Source organism: Caballeronia pedi, assembly GCF_001544915.2.
GTDB lineage: Bacteria > Pseudomonadota > Gammaproteobacteria > Burkholderiales > Burkholderiaceae > Caballeronia > Caballeronia pedi.
In genome coordinates this window covers 325,337-341,999 of record NZ_FCOE02000004.1, presented here as the reverse complement: position 1 = coordinate 341,999, position 16,663 = coordinate 325,337, and the positions used below count along the sequence as shown (strand labels likewise).

13 protein-coding genes are annotated in these 16,663 nt (G+C 64.1%); 3 read left to right on the top strand and 10 right to left on the bottom strand.

Annotated features, from left to right (window positions below):
• Window positions 1–44 precede the first annotated feature (44 nt).
• The 8 genes from esaR to def all read right to left on the bottom strand — a co-directional run bounded on the left by esaR (window position 45) and on the right by def (window position 8,533).
• Window positions 45–758 carry a response regulator transcription factor EsaR gene (gene esaR / locus AWB80_RS08730; RefSeq protein ID WP_061174229.1) on the bottom strand — a complete coding sequence of 238 codons (714 nt, stop codon included), beginning with the start codon at window positions 756–758 and terminating at the stop codon, window positions 45–47.
• Window positions 759–3,188, bottom strand: a complete 2,430-nt coding sequence (locus AWB80_RS08725; RefSeq protein ID WP_061174228.1) for a sensor histidine kinase — start codon at window positions 3,186–3,188, stop codon at window positions 759–761.
• Window positions 3,189–3,210: 22 nt separating this feature from the next.
• Window positions 3,211–3,807, bottom strand: a complete 597-nt coding sequence (locus AWB80_RS08720) for a DUF4390 domain-containing protein (protein ID WP_061174227.1) — start codon at window positions 3,805–3,807, stop codon at window positions 3,211–3,213.
• Window positions 3,804–5,192: a 16S rRNA (cytosine(967)-C(5))-methyltransferase RsmB gene (gene rsmB, locus AWB80_RS08715; RefSeq protein ID WP_061174226.1), complete on the bottom strand. Its 1,389-nt coding sequence runs from the start codon at window positions 5,190–5,192 to the stop codon at window positions 3,804–3,806. Before rsmB ends, AWB80_RS08720 begins: the two co-directional genes overlap by 4 nt.
• Window positions 5,193–5,346: 154 nt before the next feature.
• A complete protein-coding gene (htpX, locus tag AWB80_RS08710) occupies window positions 5,347–6,201 on the bottom strand; it encodes a zinc metalloprotease HtpX (protein WP_061174225.1) in 855 nt (284 codons plus the stop codon).
• 132 nt (window positions 6,202–6,333) lie between these two features.
• On the bottom strand, window positions 6,334–6,981 hold the full coding sequence (locus tag AWB80_RS08705) for a LysE family translocator (RefSeq protein ID WP_061174224.1): 648 nt from the start codon (window positions 6,979–6,981) through the stop codon (window positions 6,334–6,336).
• Window positions 6,982–7,051: 70 nt separating this feature from the next.
• Window positions 7,052–8,026 carry a methionyl-tRNA formyltransferase gene (gene fmt, locus AWB80_RS08700; RefSeq protein ID WP_061174223.1) on the bottom strand — a complete coding sequence of 325 codons (975 nt, stop codon included), beginning with the start codon at window positions 8,024–8,026 and terminating at the stop codon, window positions 7,052–7,054.
• 3 nt (window positions 8,027–8,029) lie between these two features.
• Window positions 8,030–8,533, bottom strand: a complete 504-nt coding sequence (gene def / locus AWB80_RS08695; RefSeq protein WP_061174222.1) for a peptide deformylase — start codon at window positions 8,531–8,533, stop codon at window positions 8,030–8,032.
• Window positions 8,534–8,733: 200 nt separating this feature from the next.
• On the opposite strand from def, the gene dprA reads away from it, so the two are divergent.
• From dprA to AWB80_RS08680, 3 genes are all read left to right on the top strand, one after another.
• Window positions 8,734–9,939, top strand: a complete 1,206-nt coding sequence (gene dprA / locus AWB80_RS08690; RefSeq protein ID WP_061174221.1) for a DNA-processing protein DprA — start codon at window positions 8,734–8,736, stop codon at window positions 9,937–9,939.
• Between the two features lie 75 nt (window positions 9,940–10,014).
• Window positions 10,015–10,392 (top strand): thioredoxin family protein, encoded by a 378-nt coding sequence (locus tag AWB80_RS08685; RefSeq protein ID WP_061174220.1) that lies wholly within the window; start codon window positions 10,015–10,017, stop codon window positions 10,390–10,392.
• Between the two features lie 170 nt (window positions 10,393–10,562).
• Window positions 10,563–13,208 (top strand): DNA topoisomerase III, encoded by a 2,646-nt coding sequence (locus AWB80_RS08680; RefSeq protein ID WP_061174219.1) that lies wholly within the window; start codon window positions 10,563–10,565, stop codon window positions 13,206–13,208.
• Window positions 13,209–13,295: 87 nt separating this feature from the next.
• Here AWB80_RS08680 and AWB80_RS08675 read toward each other — a convergent pair whose 3' ends face one another.
• A complete protein-coding gene (locus tag AWB80_RS08675) occupies window positions 13,296–14,384 on the bottom strand; it encodes a LysR family transcriptional regulator (RefSeq protein WP_061174218.1) in 1,089 nt (362 codons plus the stop codon).
• Between the two features lie 337 nt (window positions 14,385–14,721).
• Window positions 14,722–16,593, bottom strand: coding sequence for a phosphoenolpyruvate carboxykinase (GTP) (locus AWB80_RS08670; RefSeq protein ID WP_061174332.1), 1,872 nt, complete (start codon window positions 16,591–16,593; stop codon window positions 14,722–14,724).
• Window positions 16,594–16,663: the final 70 nt, after the last annotated feature.

Here is a 16,663-nt window from a genome sequence, read left to right as displayed (position 1 = left end):
AAGCCCTTCGGCGCATTTTTCTGCAAATATTCAGACGGAAGCGTTCATACCTCGTTTTTGTTCTTTCCGAGATCGACGCCCAACTGCTTCAGCTTGCGATACAAGTGCGTGCGCTCGAGCCCGGTCTTTTCCGCGACGCGCGTCATGCTGCCGTTCTCGCGCGCGAGGTGATACTCGAAGTACGCGCGTTCGAACGCATCGCGCGCATCGCGCAACGGGATATCGAACGAGATGGACGCCGTCATGCCCGTCTGGTTCTGCGGCACGCCGCTCGCCGACACATCGTTCGATGCATTCAGCGCGGAGGCCGTCGGCAACGCGGCCGCCACCGGCACGCCGGACGCGCTCACGCTCGCCGGCGGCTTCGCCACCATCGCGGCCGGCGCCGCCGCCGAGCCGTGCGCGAGCCCCTGTTCGACGGCCTTCAGCAGCTTTTGCAGCGCGATCGGCTTTTCGAGGAAGTTGAGCGCGCCGATCTTCGTCGCTTCGACAGCCGTGTCGATGGTCGCATGCCCCGACATCATGATCACCGGCATCGTGAGCTTGCCCTGCGCGGCCCACTCCTTGAGCAGGGTCACGCCGTCGGTGTCGGGCATCCAGATGTCGAGCAGCACGAGGTCGGGCGTCTGCTGCAAGCGGTAGTCGCGCGCGTGCTGCGCGTTTTCCGCCACTTCCACGACATGGCCTTCGTCGCTCAGGATCTCGGAGAGCAGTTCCCGGATCCCCATTTCATCGTCTACCACCAGGATGGTTGCCATTTACGCTGCCCTTGTCTGCACTGTTGCTTTTGTCGTTCCCTGATTCGCGGCCGCTCCGGCCCCCGGAGGCGTCGCGCCGGGCGCCGCGGTATCGTCCGCGAGTTGGAGGAACAGAATCGATATCTGCGCGCCCTCGATCACATCCGCCGACTTCGAACGGTTGCGTATGTCGATGCGCGCGCCGTGCTCATCGACGATCTTCTTCACGGTTGCAAGTCCCAGACCCGTGCCCTTCGCTTTCGTCGTCACGTAAGGCTCGAAAGCACGCGAAAGGATGCGCGCCGGAAAACCCGAGCCGTTGTCCGAGACCGTCAGGCGAACCGCGACACGCGCATGACCCGTTGCATCGGGCTCGCCATATTCTACTGTTCTCGTTTCGAGCAGCACGCGCGGCTCCGCGACTTCCGCCACCGCGTCCTGCGCGTTCTGCAGCAGGTTGTGGATCACCTGGCGAATCTGCGTCGCGTCGCCGCGGATCACGGGCAACTTCGCGAGATCGACCTTGATCGGCGTCTTGCCGTCCTCGATGCCGTACAGCGTCAGCACTTCGGCGACGAGTTCGTTCAATTGCAGATTGCCGAGCACCGCGGGCGGCGTGCGCGCGTATTCGCGGAAATCGTCGACCATCTGCTTCATGGCCTGCACCTGATTCACGATGGTCGTCGATGCGCGCTTGAGGACGTCGGCATCCGTGGGCGCGAGCTTGTCCGCGAGCTTCATCTGCAGGCGCTCCGCCGAAAGCTGAATGGGCGTGAGCGGGTTCTTGATCTCGTGCGCGAGACGCCGCGCGACCTCGCCCCACGCGACCGAACGCTGCGCGGAAATGACATCGGAGATGTCATCGAACACGACGACATAGCCGGTCGTTTCGGCGTCATCGGAATCGCTTTCGGTCACGCTCAGCAACTGCGTGCCGCGCACGAGCAGCGTGAGCGGCTCGTTCTCGCCGGGCACCGTCACTGCGACCTGCTGTTGCCAGTGACCGCGATCGCCGATCGGATGACCGCTGCCGACGGCCGCCGCATCGCGTTCCGCGAACGCTTTTTTCACCATCGCGCCGAACTCGGCGAGGACATCGATATGGTCGAGCGGCTGATTGAGCTTCGCACCGAACGGCTGGCGGAAGATGCGGTCCGCGCCGCGATTCGCGGTAGTCAGGCGGAATTGCCGGTCGAACACGAACACGCCCGCCGTCAGATTCGCGAGAATGCTTTCCAGATACGCCTTCGAATGCTCCAGCGCGATACGATTGTTCTCGACCGCCGCGCGCGCCTCGGAAAGCTGTCGCGTCATCGCGTTGAAGGACTGCGTGAGAAAACCCAGCTCGTCGCGCGAATTGATCTCGCGTTTGGGCGTGTAGTCGCCTTCGGCCACCTCCTTGGTGCCCTGCGCGAGCAGGAACAAGGGCCGCGCAAGCTGGTTGCCCAGCGCGAGCGCGAGCATCATCGCGATGAAAGTCGCGAGGAACAGCGCGAGCGTCAGCGTGCCGATATACATCTTGCGCAAACCCGTGCGCCCGAGCCGCTTCTCCTGATACTCGCGGTAGGCGCGCTGCACGGCGTCGGCATTGCGCGCGAGTTCCTGACTCACGGGCTGCTCGATCTGCAGGAAGCGATCGACATGCTGGAATTCGGTCGTGGTCGTCGGGTCGGGAATCTTGGTGATCACGCGCAGCCGCAACGCGCCCTTCGGCCCGTTCGATTTCGGATCGCCGTCGATCTCGCCTTCGATCGCGCCGTATGGATGATCCTGCGCCGCCTTAAGCATCGTTCCGGTCGGCTCGTTGGCCGGCAGTAGCGCGTAGTAATTCCCCGACGCCTGCGCGACCGTGCGCAGGCCCGACACCCGCAGCGAGCCGTTACCCGACGTCAGATCCTCGCGGTTGTACTGATCGCGTGGCCGCTCGAACACGACCGCGTCCTGCACTCCGTATTGATCGCGCAGACGCAGCAGCGAAAGCGTGAGGCTCGACGGGTCCGCGCTGGCGAGCTGGTCGCTCATCTGCCGGCCGCGGTTCTTGAAATCGGCCAGCGAGTTTTCGAGCATGCCGCGCCCGAGCGTCAGCCCCGAGGTGAGCGCGGTCTCGACGTTCACGTCGAACCACGATTCGATACTGCGCGACACGAACTGATACGAAACCACGTAAATGATCGCGCCCGGCACCACGCCGACGAGCGCGAAGATGAACGCGAGCTTCGCCAGCAATCGCGTGCCGAAGCGCCCTTGCCTCACGCGCGACACGATGATGATGAACAGGCTGATGACGATCAGCATGAAGACGATCGCCACCGCGACGTTCGCCGCATAGAGCCAGCCGTAGTAGCGGTCGAAGAACTCGGTGTTCGCGCTCGCGAGCGCGAGCATCACGAGCAGCAGAACCGCCGTGAGCGCAACCGTGGAGACCAGCAACCGGACGACGAAACTCTTCATGTCCGTGCGGCCGCGTCGAAATCTATTTCGCACGTTCTGCCGCCGTAAAAGTAAAACGCTTCCAGTCCGAGGAGAGGTTCCAGTCGCGATTGTTCACCGCGTCGATCTGGAACGGCTTGGGCATCAATGCAATGTCGAGTTGCATGCGCACCGATGCGGTATAGGTTTCGCCGCCATGTACCTGGTTTCGATCGATGACATGCCACGAGGTCACATGCTTGATGACCGCGAGCGCTTCATTCAGCGACGCGAAACGCAACTGCAGGCCACCCGTCGATACGCGATATTCGTTCGTGAGCGGCTGATAGGAAAGGCGGATGCTCTGCGACACGTTGACCGGTTCTTCGTCGAACCAGTACCAGCGCGGCCGCGACAGCGCGAAGTCGACTGTGAAATAGAGCGGCACGCTGCGGTTCACGGCTTCTTCGAGGCTGTTGTTGAGGTCGAAGTCGAAGTGCGCGTCGAGGCTCCAGCCGGCGTTGTCGGCCTGCAGCGACGCACGCTGCACGGCGATCGTCTCGGCAAACGCGGGTTCGGCCACGATGAACGTCAGCCAGAGCGCCAGCGCAGTCCAGATGACAGCCGCGAGCCGAAGCGGAAAAAAGCGTTTGATCGTCACCGTTTCTGAAAGCGCGCGTAGAAGAATCCGTCGTGGTCCGCGATATTTGTACCGGCCGGTGAGTCTTGCACCGCGCCCGCGCTCGCGCGCGCCGCTGTCGGTAACAATTGCCCCGGCGCGTCCAATCGTACCGCATCTTCATGCGCGGCTCCAAACCAGCGGGCCTGATCTTCGCCCTCCTCGGGAAAGATGGAACACGTCACGTAGAGCAACTCGCCGCCCTTCGCGACGAGCGGCCACAGCGCGCTCAAGATGCGCCGCTGCTCGGCGACCAGCGCTTCGATGTCCGACGCGCGCCGCAGCCAGCGGATATCCGGATGACGCCGCACGATGCCCGACGCCGAGCACGGCACGTCCGCGAGAATGCGATCGAACGGCGCGCCGTCGAACCATTGCGCGGGATCGCCCGCATCGCCCACCGTGATCCGCGCGTCGAGTTTCAGGCGCTGCAGATTCTGTTCGATGCGGCCCGCGCGCTCGGCATCGCTTTCGAGCGCGATCAGCTCGACGTTCGCGAGTTCGAGAATATGTCCCGTTTTGCCGCCCGGCGCGGCGCACGCGTCGAGCACGCGCATGCCGTCCTTCACGTCGAGCAATTGCGCCGCGCGTTGAGCGCCCGCGTCCTGCACCGACACGACGCCTTCGTCGAAGCCCGGAATGCGCTCGACGGGCATCGGCGTTTTCAGACGCACGGCGTGCAGGCCCACGGCTTCGGCATCGATATGTACGTCCGCGAGGCGCGCGAGATATTCATCGACGCTGGCGTGCCGCGCATTCACGCGCAGCGTGAGCGGCCCTTGCGCGTTGCCCGCTTCGAGGATGCGTTCCCATGCTTCGGGCTGGCCGCGCTTCACGGCGTCGATCCACCATTGCGGATAGTTCCAGCGCGCCACGGGATTCGTGCGCGCTTCGTCGATGAGTGCGTCGCGCTCGCGCAGGAAGTTGCGCAGCACGGCGTTGACCAGGCCCTTCGCGAACGAGAATTCGCGGCGCGCGGCGATCGCGCTCACGGCCTGATCGACGACGGTAAAGGGCGCGTAGGCCGCGTGCGCTTCGTCGTCCGTCAACAGCGTGAACGCGCAGACGAGCACGTTCGCCACATGCGGCGGCGGCGCTTTCTTCACGAGCTTGTGCAGCAGCGCATCGGCGAGCGCGAGGCGGCGCATCGCGCGATACGCGATGTCCTGCACCGCGCCGCGCGCCACCGCGTGTTTCGCCGACGCGCTGACCGTCTGCAGCGCGGCCGGCAGCGCCGAACCCGCGCGCACGGCGCCCACGGCTTGCGCCGCGCAATCGAGCGCGAACGCGAGCGAGTCGGGCGCGAGTTTCAGCACGCTCAGGCGGTGATGGGCGGCGGTGTGCCGGCGGGAAGGCTTGTCGGTCATGAAGAAACGGAAACGGTGAGACGGCCAAGCGCGCGGCTTGCGTGAACGGGGATTGTAACTTGAGGGGATCGCGCGCCCGGGCGGGCGGCCTCCGTTCACGAAAAAGGCCGCTCCGGCGCCAACCGGAACGGCCTTCGTTACGACATCGGGCGCGTCAGATGCGGCCCGTGCGCGCCATCTCCATCAGACGCGCGACGCGCTCTTCCGTCGCCGGGTGCGTCGAGAACAGATTCGCGATGCCGCCGCCCGAGAGCGGATTCATGATCATCATCTGCGCGGTCGCCGGATGCGCTTCCGCCGTCGGGAAGGGCACGCCGGAGGCGTAGGCGTGGATCTTCTCCAGCGCGCTTGCGAGCGCTTGCGGATCGCCCGAAATCTCCGCGCCGCCGCGATCGGCTTCGAATTCGCGCGCGCGGGAAATCGCCATCTGGATCAGCGCGCCCGCGATCGGCGCGAGAATCGCCACCAGAATGCTCGCGATCGGATTCGACGGACGGCCTTCGCCGTCGCGCCCGCCGAAAAACATCGCGAAGTTGGCGAGCGCGGAAATCGCGCCGGCCATCGTCGCGGAGATCGTCGAGATCAGGATGTCGCGATGCTTCACGTGCGCCAGTTCGTGCGCCATCACGCCGCGCATTTCGCGCTCGGACAGCACGCGCAGAATGCCCGTGGTCGCCGCGACCGCCGCGTGCTCGGGATTGCGGCCCGTCGCGAACGCGTTCGGCGCGTCTTCGTTGATCAGATAGACGCGCGGCATCGGCAACTGAGCACGCGTGGCAAGTTCGCGCACCATGCGATAGAACTGCGGCGCGGTGGTTTCGTCGACTTCCTGCGCGTTGTACATGCGCAGGACCATCTTGTCCGAGAACCAGTACGAAAAGAAATTCATGCCGAGCGCGACAATCAGCGCGAGCATCATGCCCTTCGACCCGCCGATCATTCCGCCGATCACGACAAAGAGGGCCGTGATCGCAGCCATCAGCATCGCGGTTTTGACCCAGTTGAACATGTCCGGAGCTCCTCTCCCTTGATACGCTGCGCGAAGTGCGCGGTTGCCCCGGCCGACATGACCGGGACGACAATTGTAAGCAAAATGTTAGATAGGGGCACCCGGCAATAATTCAATCCGCAGTTGCGCGATTTATCGATGCGAAGTCGCGAGCTTGATGCCGAGGCCCACGAACGCGCTGCCGACGCCGCGATCCAGCCACTTTTTCACGCCCGATCTGCCCGCGAAGCGCTCGGTGACGCTCCCCGCGATCCACGCGACGAAACTGTTCCAGACCGTGCTCATCGCGATGAAAACAATGCCGAGCGTCAGGAACGCGAGCGTCTTGTGCTGGCTGTCGGCGGCGACGAACTGCGGAAAGAACGACACGAAGAACAGCACGACCTTCGGGTTCAGCACGTTCGTGACGAAGCCTTGCGCGAAAAGCTGGCGCAGCGATTTGGGCGCGGCTTTTTCGTTCGCCTGCGCCGGATGCGCGGCTTCCGCGTCGTCGTGTTTCGCGAAAATGAGCCGCACGCCGAGATAAATCAGATAAATCGCGCCGGCAATCTTCACGACGGTGAACGCCGTTGCCGATGCTGCGAGAATCGCCGTCAGGCCGAACGCGCACGCCAGCGTATGAACGATGCAACCCGCGGAAATGCCGAGCGCCGACACGATGCCCGCGCCGCGTCCCTGCGCGACACTTCGCCCGACGATGTACGCGGTGTCGGGGCCGGGCGTGACGTTGAGCAGGAAAACTGCGATGAGGAAGAAGGTGAAACCGGTAATGCCGAGCATCGGAAACTCCAGACAGACGGGCGCGTGTTGACAGCTATTTATTTTAGCGCCGCGCCTGTTCCGCCGTCCTTTACTGAAGTGCGAAACGCTGGCCCTTCGCGAGCGGCGCGCCCGCGAGAAATTCGCGCACGGGCAGGCGCTTGCCACCGGGTTTCTGCAATTGCGTGAGCTTCAGCGCGCCGCCGCCACAGGCCACGATGATTCCGTCCGACGAAACTTCGGTGATCGTGCCGGGTTCCGCGCCCGACGAAGCATCGACTGGCAGCGCGGACCAGATCTTGATCGCGGCGTTGTCGAGCGTGCCGAACGCGCCGGGAAACGGATCGAACGCGCGAATCTGGCGCGCTAGCTCTACTGCCGGACGCCGCCAGTCGAGCGCGGCCTCGTTTTTCGCGATCTTTTCGGCGTACGTCGTGCCGTCTTCCGGTTGCGGCGTGGACGGCAGCGCGCCGTCGCGTTCGAGATCGCTCAATCCCGCGACGATCAGCTCGGCGCCCATTTGCGCGAGCCGGTCGTGCAGCGTGGCGGTGGTGTCGTCGGGAAGAATCGGCGTGCGCGCTTCGCGGATCATTGCGCCGGTGTCGAGGCCGGCGTCCATCTGCATCAGCGTGATGCCGGTTTCGGCGTCGCCCGCTTCGATCGCGCGATGGATCGGCGCGGCGCCACGCCAGCGCGGCAACAGCGACGCGTGAATATTGATCGCGCCGCGCGGCGGGATATCGAGCACTTCCTGCGGCAGGATCAGCCCATAAGCCGCGACGACCATCACGTCGTGAGGCGTCGCGCGCAACAGGTCGATGGCTTCCGCCGCTTCCTGCGGATACTTGCCCGCGCGGCGCAGCGAAGCAGGCTGCGCGACCTTGAGCCCCTTTTCCACGGCGAAGCGCTTGACCGGACTCGCCGTCAGTTTCATGCCGCGTCCGGCGGGACGGTCGGGCTGCGTCAGCACGAGCGGCACCGAAAATCCGGCCGCATGAATGGCCGCGAGCGCGGCGGCAGCGAATTCCGGCGTCCCGGCGAAAACCACGCGCAACGGTTGAGTCATCGGTTACAGCGCCTTTTCCAGCTTCTTCATCTTGCCGCGAATGCGCGTCTGCTTGAGCGACGACAGATATTCGACGAACACGTGACCCGCCAGATGATCCATCTCGTGCTGGATGCACACCGCGAGCAGATCGTCGCAGTCGAGCTCGAAGGTCTCGCCCTTTTCGTTCAGCGCCTTCACGCGCACCTTGTCGGGGCGCTCGACGAAGTCGTAAATACCCGGCACCGACAGGCAGCCCTCTTCCCATTCCTTCTTCTGGTCGCTGGTCCAGACGAGTTCCGGATTGATAAAGACCATCAGTTCGTTGTGCGTGTCCGAAACGTCGATCACGATCACGCGCTCGTGCACGTCCACCTGGGTCGCGGCGAGGCCGACGCCGGGCGCGGCGTACATCGTCTCGGCCATGTCGGCGACGAGCTTGCGGATGCGGTCATCGACCACGGCGACGGGCTTCGCCACCTTGTTCAGCCGCTTGTCCGGGTAGTTGAGTATCTTGAGCAGAGCCATGATTCGGATTGTCTACGCGCGCCGCGACGCGTGTAAATCGGCCATTCGGCCAGGTTGCGGGTGAGTGCCGGCATGCCGAAGATATGCGGGCGAATCCAGTGGATTCAACGCCGCCGGCAAGCGGCCAATGGCGTCGCTGCGGGCCTGAGACTGAAGCCTGAGCGACGATTCTTAATCTGTTCCGGATCAAAAATCTTAACATGACGACCGCCGCCCTGCCGACCGAGGAAGCCGCCTCCATACTCGATGCCGAAGAACTGCGCGCCTGGCTGCGGCTCGCGCACGCGAAGGGGCTGCGGCCGCTCGCGCTGCGCACGCTGCTCGGTGCTTTCGGCGGACCGCGCGAAGTGTTGTCGGAGAGTTTCGCGTCGCTGGCCGAAACCGCCGATGCCAGCGCCGCCGAGGCCGTCCTCGCGCCGCCGCCCGAGATCGAAGGCGTTGCATTCGAGCACTATATTGAAGCGGCGCTGGCGTGGACGTCCGAGCCGGGCAATCACCTGCTGACGCTCGCGGACGCCGGCTATCCGCAGGCGCTTCTCACCATGCCGGACCCGCCGCCGCTGCTCTACGCGAAAGGCCGGCTCGAGCTGCTTCAGGCGCGCGCGGTCGCCATCGTCGGCAGCCGGCACGCGACGCCGCAAGGACTCGAGGATGCGCGGCGCTTCGCCCGCGTGCTGTCGGATGCCGGGCTCGCAGTGGTGTCCGGTCTCGCGCTCGGCATCGACGCGTCGGCGCATCGCGGCGCGCTGGAGGGCGCAACCGGCACGATTTCGGTGATCGGCACCGGCGCCGACCTCGTGTATCCGGCGGCGCATCACACGCTCGCGCATGAAATCGCCCGCGACGGCGCGATCCTCTCCGAATGGCCACTGGGCACGCCCGCGCGCTCGGCGAACTTTCCGCAGCGCAACCGGCTGATCGCGGGTTTGTCGGGCGGCGTGCTGATCGTGGAGGCCGCGATGCGGTCCGGCTCGCTCATCACCGCGCGTCTTGCCAACGAAATGGGGCGCGATGTCTTCGCCATGCCCGGTTCCGTTCATGCGCCGCTGTCGCAGGGCTGTCATCGGTTGATCAAACAGGGCGCGAAGCTGGTCGAAACGCCCGAGGACGTGCTCGAAGAGTTCGGCTTCTCCTCCGCGAGCGCGGCCGTGACTGCGGCGAAACGCGCGAAGCCGCGTCCGGTCAGCGGATCGTGGGCGTCGGCGCGCGTGCCTGAATCCGCCCCGAGCGACGAGGCCAACCGCGTTCTCGACGCCCTCGGCCACGCGCCCGCGACGCTTGAAATCCTCGCGACGCGCACCGATCTGGACGGCGCGGCGCTGCAAGGCGCACTGCTGCAACTCGAACTGTCGGGGCGTGTGGCCGCGCTCGCGGGCGGCCGCTACGCGGCGGTGGAGCGCCCGTGATGCCGCGTCGTGCTACATTCGCGGAAAAATGAGCCGTCCCCGCAGTCGATACCAAAAAAGGATTTCGCACCCGCCATGTCCGCGCTGAATCTCGATACCGATGCCGATCGCATCGCGGAGCGCATCGCCGTGCCCGGCACGCTGTTCGTCGCCTGTCTGTGCGCGGAATGGTGCGGCACCTGTCGCGAATATCGCGAAGGCTTCGACAGGCTGGCGGACGCGCATCCGGAGATCTGCTTCGCGTGGATCGATATCGAGAATCACGCCGACCGCTTCGACGACCTCGACGTGGAAAATTTTCCTACCATCCTGATCGAGGATGCCGTCACGACGCGATTTTTCGGCACGGTGCTGCCGCAGGCGTCTATCGTCGGTCGAATGCTGACCGATCTGACCGCGCTGCCGGGCATGGTCGGCGCGCCGAAACTGCGTCCGGCGCTTGCCACGGCCTGATCGCGACGCACGCGAAACGCGCTTTTTGCGCTTCTCGCCATGCGCTTCGCGAGCCGGAAATTGAAACGCCCCGATACGAGCTTCGACGCCCGCCGCGCAAAGCGTGTGCTATAAAGCGGTCGTTAAAGCAGTCCAAACCGGGCCGCTGCCAGTTACCAACTTTTTGAGTCATGTCCAAAGCCCTGATCATCGCCGAGAAGCCCTCCGTCGCGAACGACATCGCGCGTGCGCTGGGCGGCTTCACCAAGCATGACGAGTACTACGAGAGCGACGACTATGTGCTCTCGTCCGCGGTCGGCCACCTGCTCGAGATCGCTGCGCCGGAAGAGTACGACGTCAAGCGCGGCAAATGGAGCTTCGCCAATCTGCCCGTCATTCCGCCGCATTTCGACCTGAATCCGATCGCGAAAAGCGAGTCGCGCCTGAAGGTGCTGACCAAGCTGATGAAGCGCAAGGATATCGAGCGCCTCATCAACGCGTGCGACGCGGGGCGCGAGGGGGAACTAATCTTCCGCCTGATCGCGCAGCACGCGAAGGCCAAACAGCCGGTGCAACGCCTGTGGCTGCAATCGATGACGCCTGCCGCGATCCGCGATGGCTTCGCGCATCTGCGCAGCGACGCCGACATGCAGCCGCTCGCCGACGCCGCCCGCTGCCGCTCGGAAGCAGACTGGCTCGTCGGCATCAACGGCACGCGCGCGATGACCGCGTTCAACAGCAAGGGCGGCGGTTTCTTCCTGACCACGGTCGGTCGCGTTCAGACGCCAACGTTGTCGATCGTCGTCGAACGTGAAGAGAAAATTCGCCGTTTCGTGCCGCGCGACTATTGGGAAGTGCGCGCCGAATTCATCGCCGCGAAGGGCCTGTACGAAGGCCGCTGGTTCGATCCGAAGTTCAAGCGCGTCGAAAACGATCCCGAACAGCGCGATTCGCGCCTGTGGAGTCTCGCGGCCGCGGAAACGGTCGTCGCGGCCTGCCGCGGCAAGATCGGCACGGTAACGGAAGAATCGAAGCCGTCGACGCAAATGTCGCCGCTGCTCTTCGATCTGACGAGCCTGCAGCGCGAAGCCAACGGCCGCTTCGGTTTCTCCGCGAAGAACACGCTCGGCCTCGCGCAGGCGTTGTACGAGAAGCACAAGGTCCTGACCTATCCGCGTACCGATGCGCGCGCGCTGCCCGAGGACTACCTGAACACGGTCAAGGACACGATGACCATGCTCAAGGAAAGCAACAACTATCTGCCTTTCGCGAAGCAGGTGCTCGACAAGGCCTGGGTGAAGCCGAACAAGCGCATCTTCGATAACTCGAAGATCAGCGATCACTTCGCCATCATCCCGACGCTGCAGGCGCCGAAGTCGCTGTCCGAGCCCGAGCAGAAGCTGTACGACCTGGTCGTGAAGCGCTTCCTGTCGGTATTCTTCCCGGCGGCAGAATATCTGGTGACGACACGCATCACCGAAGTCTCGGGGCATCACTTCAAGACGGAAGGCAAGGTGCTCGTCGAGCCGGGCTGGCTGCAGATCTACGGTCGCGAGGCCGCGGGCGAGGAAGGCAATCTCGTGCCGGTGCAGAAGGACGAAAAGGTCGATGTCGAAAAGGTCGAGGCCCACGGTCTCGTGACCAAACCGCCCGCGCGCTACAACGAAGCGTCGCTGCTTTCGGCGATGGAAGGCGCGGGCAAGCTCGTCGAAGACGAAGAACTGCGCGACGCGATGGCCGCAAAGGGTCTCGGCACGCCGGCGACGCGCGCGGCGATCATCGAAGGTCTGCTCGGCGAGAAGTACATGGTGCGCGAAGGCCGCGAACTGATCCCGACGGCGAAGGCGTTCCAGTTGATGACCTTGCTGCGCGGCCTCGGCGTCGAGGAACTGACCGCGCCCGAACTGACCGGCCAGTGGGAGCACAAGCTTTCGCAGATGGAGCGCGGCAGCCTGCATCGCGATACCTTCATGCAGGAAATCGCGCGGATGACGCAGACCATCGTCAAGCGCGCGAAGGAATACGACTCCGACACGATTCCCGGCGATTACGCGACACTCGAAACGCCGTGCCCGAACTGCGGCGCGCAGGTGAAGGAAAACTATCGCCGGTTTGCGTGCACGAAGTGCGAGTTCTCGATTTCGAAGATTCCGGGCGGTCGACAGTTCGAAATCCCGGAAGTCGAGGAATTGTTGCGCGAGAAAACCATCGGGCCGCTGTCGGGCTTCCGCAGCAAGATGGGCCGTCCGTTCTCGGCGATTCTCAAGCTCGCGCTCGACGACGAGATCAAGAACTACAAGCTCGAATTCGATTTCGGTCAGGACAATGGCGGCGAAGACGGCGAGCCGCCCGATTTCTCCGAGCAAACGCCGGTCGGCGCGTGTCCGAAGTGCCAGTCGCGCGTGTTCGAGCACGGCATGAGCTACGTGTGCGAGAACTTTGTCTCGAACCCGAAGACTTGCGACTTCCGTTCGGGCAAGGTGATTCTCCAGCAGGAAATCGCCCGCGAACAGATGCAAAAGCTGCTGAACGAAGGCCGTACGGACCTGCTGACGAACTTCAAGTCGTCGCGCACCGGGCGCAACTTCAAGGCGTTTCTCGTGAAGCAGCCGGACGGCAAGATCGGCTTCGAGTTCGAGAAGAAGGAAGGCAAGCCGGCGGCGAAGACGGCGGCCAAGCGTGGCGCGTCGGCGGAAGCACAGGCGGACAGCGGCGATGACAGCGGCGACAGCGATGTCGCCGTCGCCGCCAAGACCACCTCGGCGAAGACCGCGGCGAAGAAGGCGCCCGCGAAGAAGGCGGCGGTCAGGAAGACTGCGGCGAAGAAGACGAGTTAAGCGTCTTTTTTCAGGCTACAAAGAAAAACACCCGCGAAGCGATTCGCGGGTGTTTTTTTATTTGCGCTTAGTTCGCGCGCGAGCCTTTCAAAAAGGCGATGCCGCCGGCAAGCGCCCGCGCGTGCGCGATGGCTTCGCGAGTTTGGGCGCCAGTTCGCCGTCGATCGGACGGGAACGCGGCGCCGGGGTCGCGGTTTCATCGGCGTGCTCGTAGCGCGCGTGCGGCGCCGATGCGCCCGGCCTGCCACGGCCATCGCGAATCCACTGCTCGCTCACCTGATGATTCGGCGTCTGGCTGAAATGCTCGACGAGATGATCGATGAACGTACGCACTTTCGCCGGCAAGTGGCGGCGGCTCGGATACGCGACGTTGATCTCGACCTGCGGCAACTGATAGTCGCCGAGCAGGCGCACGAGCTGGCCGCGCGTCGTATCGTTGCCGATCAGATAGCTCGGCAGAATCGCGATGCCCATGCCGAGCAAAGCGAATTGCCGAAGCATCTCAGTATTGTTCGCAATGATCACGTTCTGCGGCCGCACGCGCGCTTCGCCTTCCGGACCGGTGAACACGCGCTCGTCGCCCCAATATTCCGATGGCAGGCTCAGGCACGGATGTTCGAGCAGATGCTCGGGGCGCGTCGGTATGCCGTGCGATTCCAGATACGCGGGCGTTGCGCAGACCGTCATGCAACCGGTCGTCAGTCGCCGCGTGACGATGCTCGCGCTCTTCACCTGCCGCGCGATGACGATGCCGACATCGAAGCCTTCCTCGACCAGATCGACCTGACGGTCAACCAGCGTCACGTCCGGCACGACCTTCGGATAGCGCTGCGCGTACGTCTGCAAGACCGGCGCGAGGTTGTGCAGGCCGAACACCACGGGCGCGACGATCCTCAGCGAACCGAGCGGTTCGTGATTGCGCGCCACCACCATTTGTTCGACGTCTTCCAGCTCGTCGAGAATTTGCCGCGCCCGCTCCAGATACACCTGACCGGACTCGGTGAGCGAGAGGCTGCGCGTCGTGCGGTTGAGCAGGCGCGTGCCGAGGCGGCCTTCCAGGTCCGCGACGTGGCGCGTAGCCACCGCATTGGAGATGTCCATCGCGCTCGCGGCCCGGGCGAAACTGCCGAGATCCGCGACACGGATGAACACTCTCATCGACTGCAAATGATCCATAAGACACTCCTGCCGCTAGACGGCTCGAATTCTGCTGCAAAGCAATTCAGGATTATCCTAGGACCGGCACTTTTGTGCAGAAGTTGCCGGGAAGCGCGAAAAAGTCGAAAAAAATCTGAATGTTAGGCGTCTTACTGCGATGAAAGATCACCGATTGTTGCGGTTCACACAACACCCGGCTGGGTAAGTGCTGATAGACGAAATGTTGGAAATGCTGGTCGCGTCAATTTTGACGGTGTAGGCAATGAAAAACGGGCCCGTCGAAACGGGCCCGATATATGGGGATTGATTCAGTTTGCGAGACGAATCCGGCGCAGCATCACGCCGGACGATCCGCTCAGGCTGCCAGACGCTTTTCCATGCCGGCCTTCGCATCGGGCAGCGCCTGCGGCAAACCGTGCCGCAATTTCGTGAACAATTCGTCGTGCAGCGCGAGTTCGTCGCGCCAGGCCGTGTCGTTGACCGAGATGACCTGCTCGAATTGCTCGCGCGTGAATCCGAGCGCGCCCCAATCGATGTCCTCGTAACGCGGCGAGATGCCGAACGCGTGCTCCTCGCCATTCGCCGTGCCTTCGATGCGGCCGATCATCCAGTTCAGCACTCGCATGTTCTCGCCGAAGCCCGGCCACACGAACTTGCCGTCGTCGCCCTTACGGAACCAGTTGACGCAGAAGAACTTCGGCGCTTTCGCGTCCAGCGCTTCGAGACGTTCGCCCATCTTCAGCCAATGGCCGAAATAATCGGCCATGTTGTAGCCGCAGAACGGCAGCATCGCGAACGGATCGCGGCGCACGACGCCCTGCTGGCCCGCGGCGGCGGCGGTGGTTTCGGAACCCATGGTCGCTGCCATGTAGACGCCTTCCTTCCAGTCGCGCGCTTCGGTCACGAGCGGCACCGTGTTGGAGCGGCGTCCGCCGAAGATGAACGCATCGATCGGCACGCCGGCCGGATTCTCCCAATCGGCGTCGATCGACGGACATTGCGACGCCGGCGCCGTGAAGCGCGCGTTCGGATGCGCGGCCTTCGCGCCCGTTTCCTTCGCGATGTCCGGCGTCCAGTCGCGGCCCTGCCAGTCGATCAGATGCGCGGGCGGCGCGTCGGTCATGCCTTCCCACCAGACATCGCCGTCGTCGGTGAGCGCGACGTTGGTGAAGATCACGTTTTCCTTCAACGTGGCCATCGCGTTGAAGTTGGTCTTTTCACTCGTGCCGGGCGCTACGCCGAAGTAACCCGCTTCCGGGTTGATCGCGTACAGGCGGCCGTCGCGGCCCGGCTTGATCCACGCGATGTCGTCGCCGATCGTCGTGACCTTCCAGCCGTCGAGATCGCTCGGCGGGATCAGCATCGCGAAATTGGTCTTGCCGCACGCGGACGGGAACGCCGCCGCGACGTGATACTTGCGTCCCTGCGGCGACGTGACGCCGAGAATCAGCATGTGCTCGGCGAGCCAGCCTTCGTCGCGGCCCATCGTCGATGCGATGCGCAGCGCGAAGCATTTCTTGCCGAGCAACGCATTGCCGCCGTAACCCGAGCCGAAACTCCAGATTTCGCGCGCTTCGGGGAAATGAACGATGTACTTCGTGTCGTTGCACGGCCAGGCCACGTCCTTGCGGCCATCGGCCAGCGGCGCGCCGACCGAATGCACGCACGGCACGAACTCGCCGTCGGCGCCCAGCACGTCGTACACCGCGCGGCCCATGCGCGTCATGATGCGCATGTTCGTCACGACGTACGGGCTATCGGACAACTCGACGCCGATATGCGCGATCGGCGAGCCGAGCGGGCCCATCGAGAACGGCACGACGTACATGGTGCGGCCGCGCATCGCGCCGTCGAACAGACCGTCGAGCGTCACGCGCATTTCCTGCGGATCGATCCAGTTGTTGGTCGGGCCGGCGTCTTCGCGGCGCTGCGAGCAGATGAAGGTGCGATCTTCGACGCGCGCGACATCCGAGGGATCCGAGCACGCGAGGAAGGAATTCGGGCGCTTCTCGGGATTGAGCTTCTTCATCGTGCCGGCGGCGACCATCTGCTGGCAGAGCCGGTCGTATTCTTCCTGCGAACCATCACACCATTCGATACGATCCGGCTTGGTCAGGGCCGCGACGCGCTGCACCCATTCGATGAGTCGTCGGTGCCGGACATAGGCCGGCGCTTTGATGTCGACGGCATTTTTATTGTGATCTTCGACTACTGCGGGCTGGTTCATCGAGCTGTCTCCGTTCTTCTGCAATGAAAACCAATCGCCCAACTGACGCTGCATGCGAGAGGCGTTTGCG

Excerpts from the sequence above, each read along its gene's own strand:
- AWB80_RS08670 (WP_061174332.1), bottom strand. The coding sequence starts at position 16,593 with ATGAACCAGCCCGCAGTAGTCGAAGATCACAATAAAAATGCCGTCGAC.
- def (WP_061174222.1), bottom strand. The coding sequence starts at position 8,533 with ATGGCTCTGCTCAAGATACTCAACTACCCGGACAAGCGGCTGAACAAG.
- AWB80_RS08685 (WP_061174220.1), top strand. The coding sequence starts at position 10,015 with ATGTCCGCGCTGAATCTCGATACCGATGCCGATCGCATCGCGGAGCGC.
- fmt (WP_061174223.1), bottom strand. The coding sequence starts at position 8,026 with ATGACTCAACCGTTGCGCGTGGTTTTCGCCGGGACGCCGGAATTCGCT.
- AWB80_RS08675 (WP_061174218.1), bottom strand. The coding sequence starts at position 14,384 with ATGGATCATTTGCAGTCGATGAGAGTGTTCATCCGTGTCGCGGATCTC.
- esaR (WP_061174229.1), bottom strand. The coding sequence starts at position 758 with ATGGCAACCATCCTGGTGGTAGACGATGAAATGGGGATCCGGGAACTG.
- AWB80_RS08725 (WP_061174228.1), bottom strand. The coding sequence starts at position 3,188 with ATGAAGAGTTTCGTCGTCCGGTTGCTGGTCTCCACGGTTGCGCTCACG.
- AWB80_RS08705 (WP_061174224.1), bottom strand. The coding sequence starts at position 6,981 with ATGCTCGGCATTACCGGTTTCACCTTCTTCCTCATCGCAGTTTTCCTG.
- rsmB (WP_061174226.1), bottom strand. The coding sequence starts at position 5,192 with ATGACCGACAAGCCTTCCCGCCGGCACACCGCCGCCCATCACCGCCTG.
- AWB80_RS08680 (WP_061174219.1), top strand. The coding sequence starts at position 10,563 with ATGTCCAAAGCCCTGATCATCGCCGAGAAGCCCTCCGTCGCGAACGAC.
- dprA (WP_061174221.1), top strand. The coding sequence starts at position 8,734 with ATGACGACCGCCGCCCTGCCGACCGAGGAAGCCGCCTCCATACTCGAT.
- htpX (WP_061174225.1), bottom strand. The coding sequence starts at position 6,201 with ATGTTCAACTGGGTCAAAACCGCGATGCTGATGGCTGCGATCACGGCC.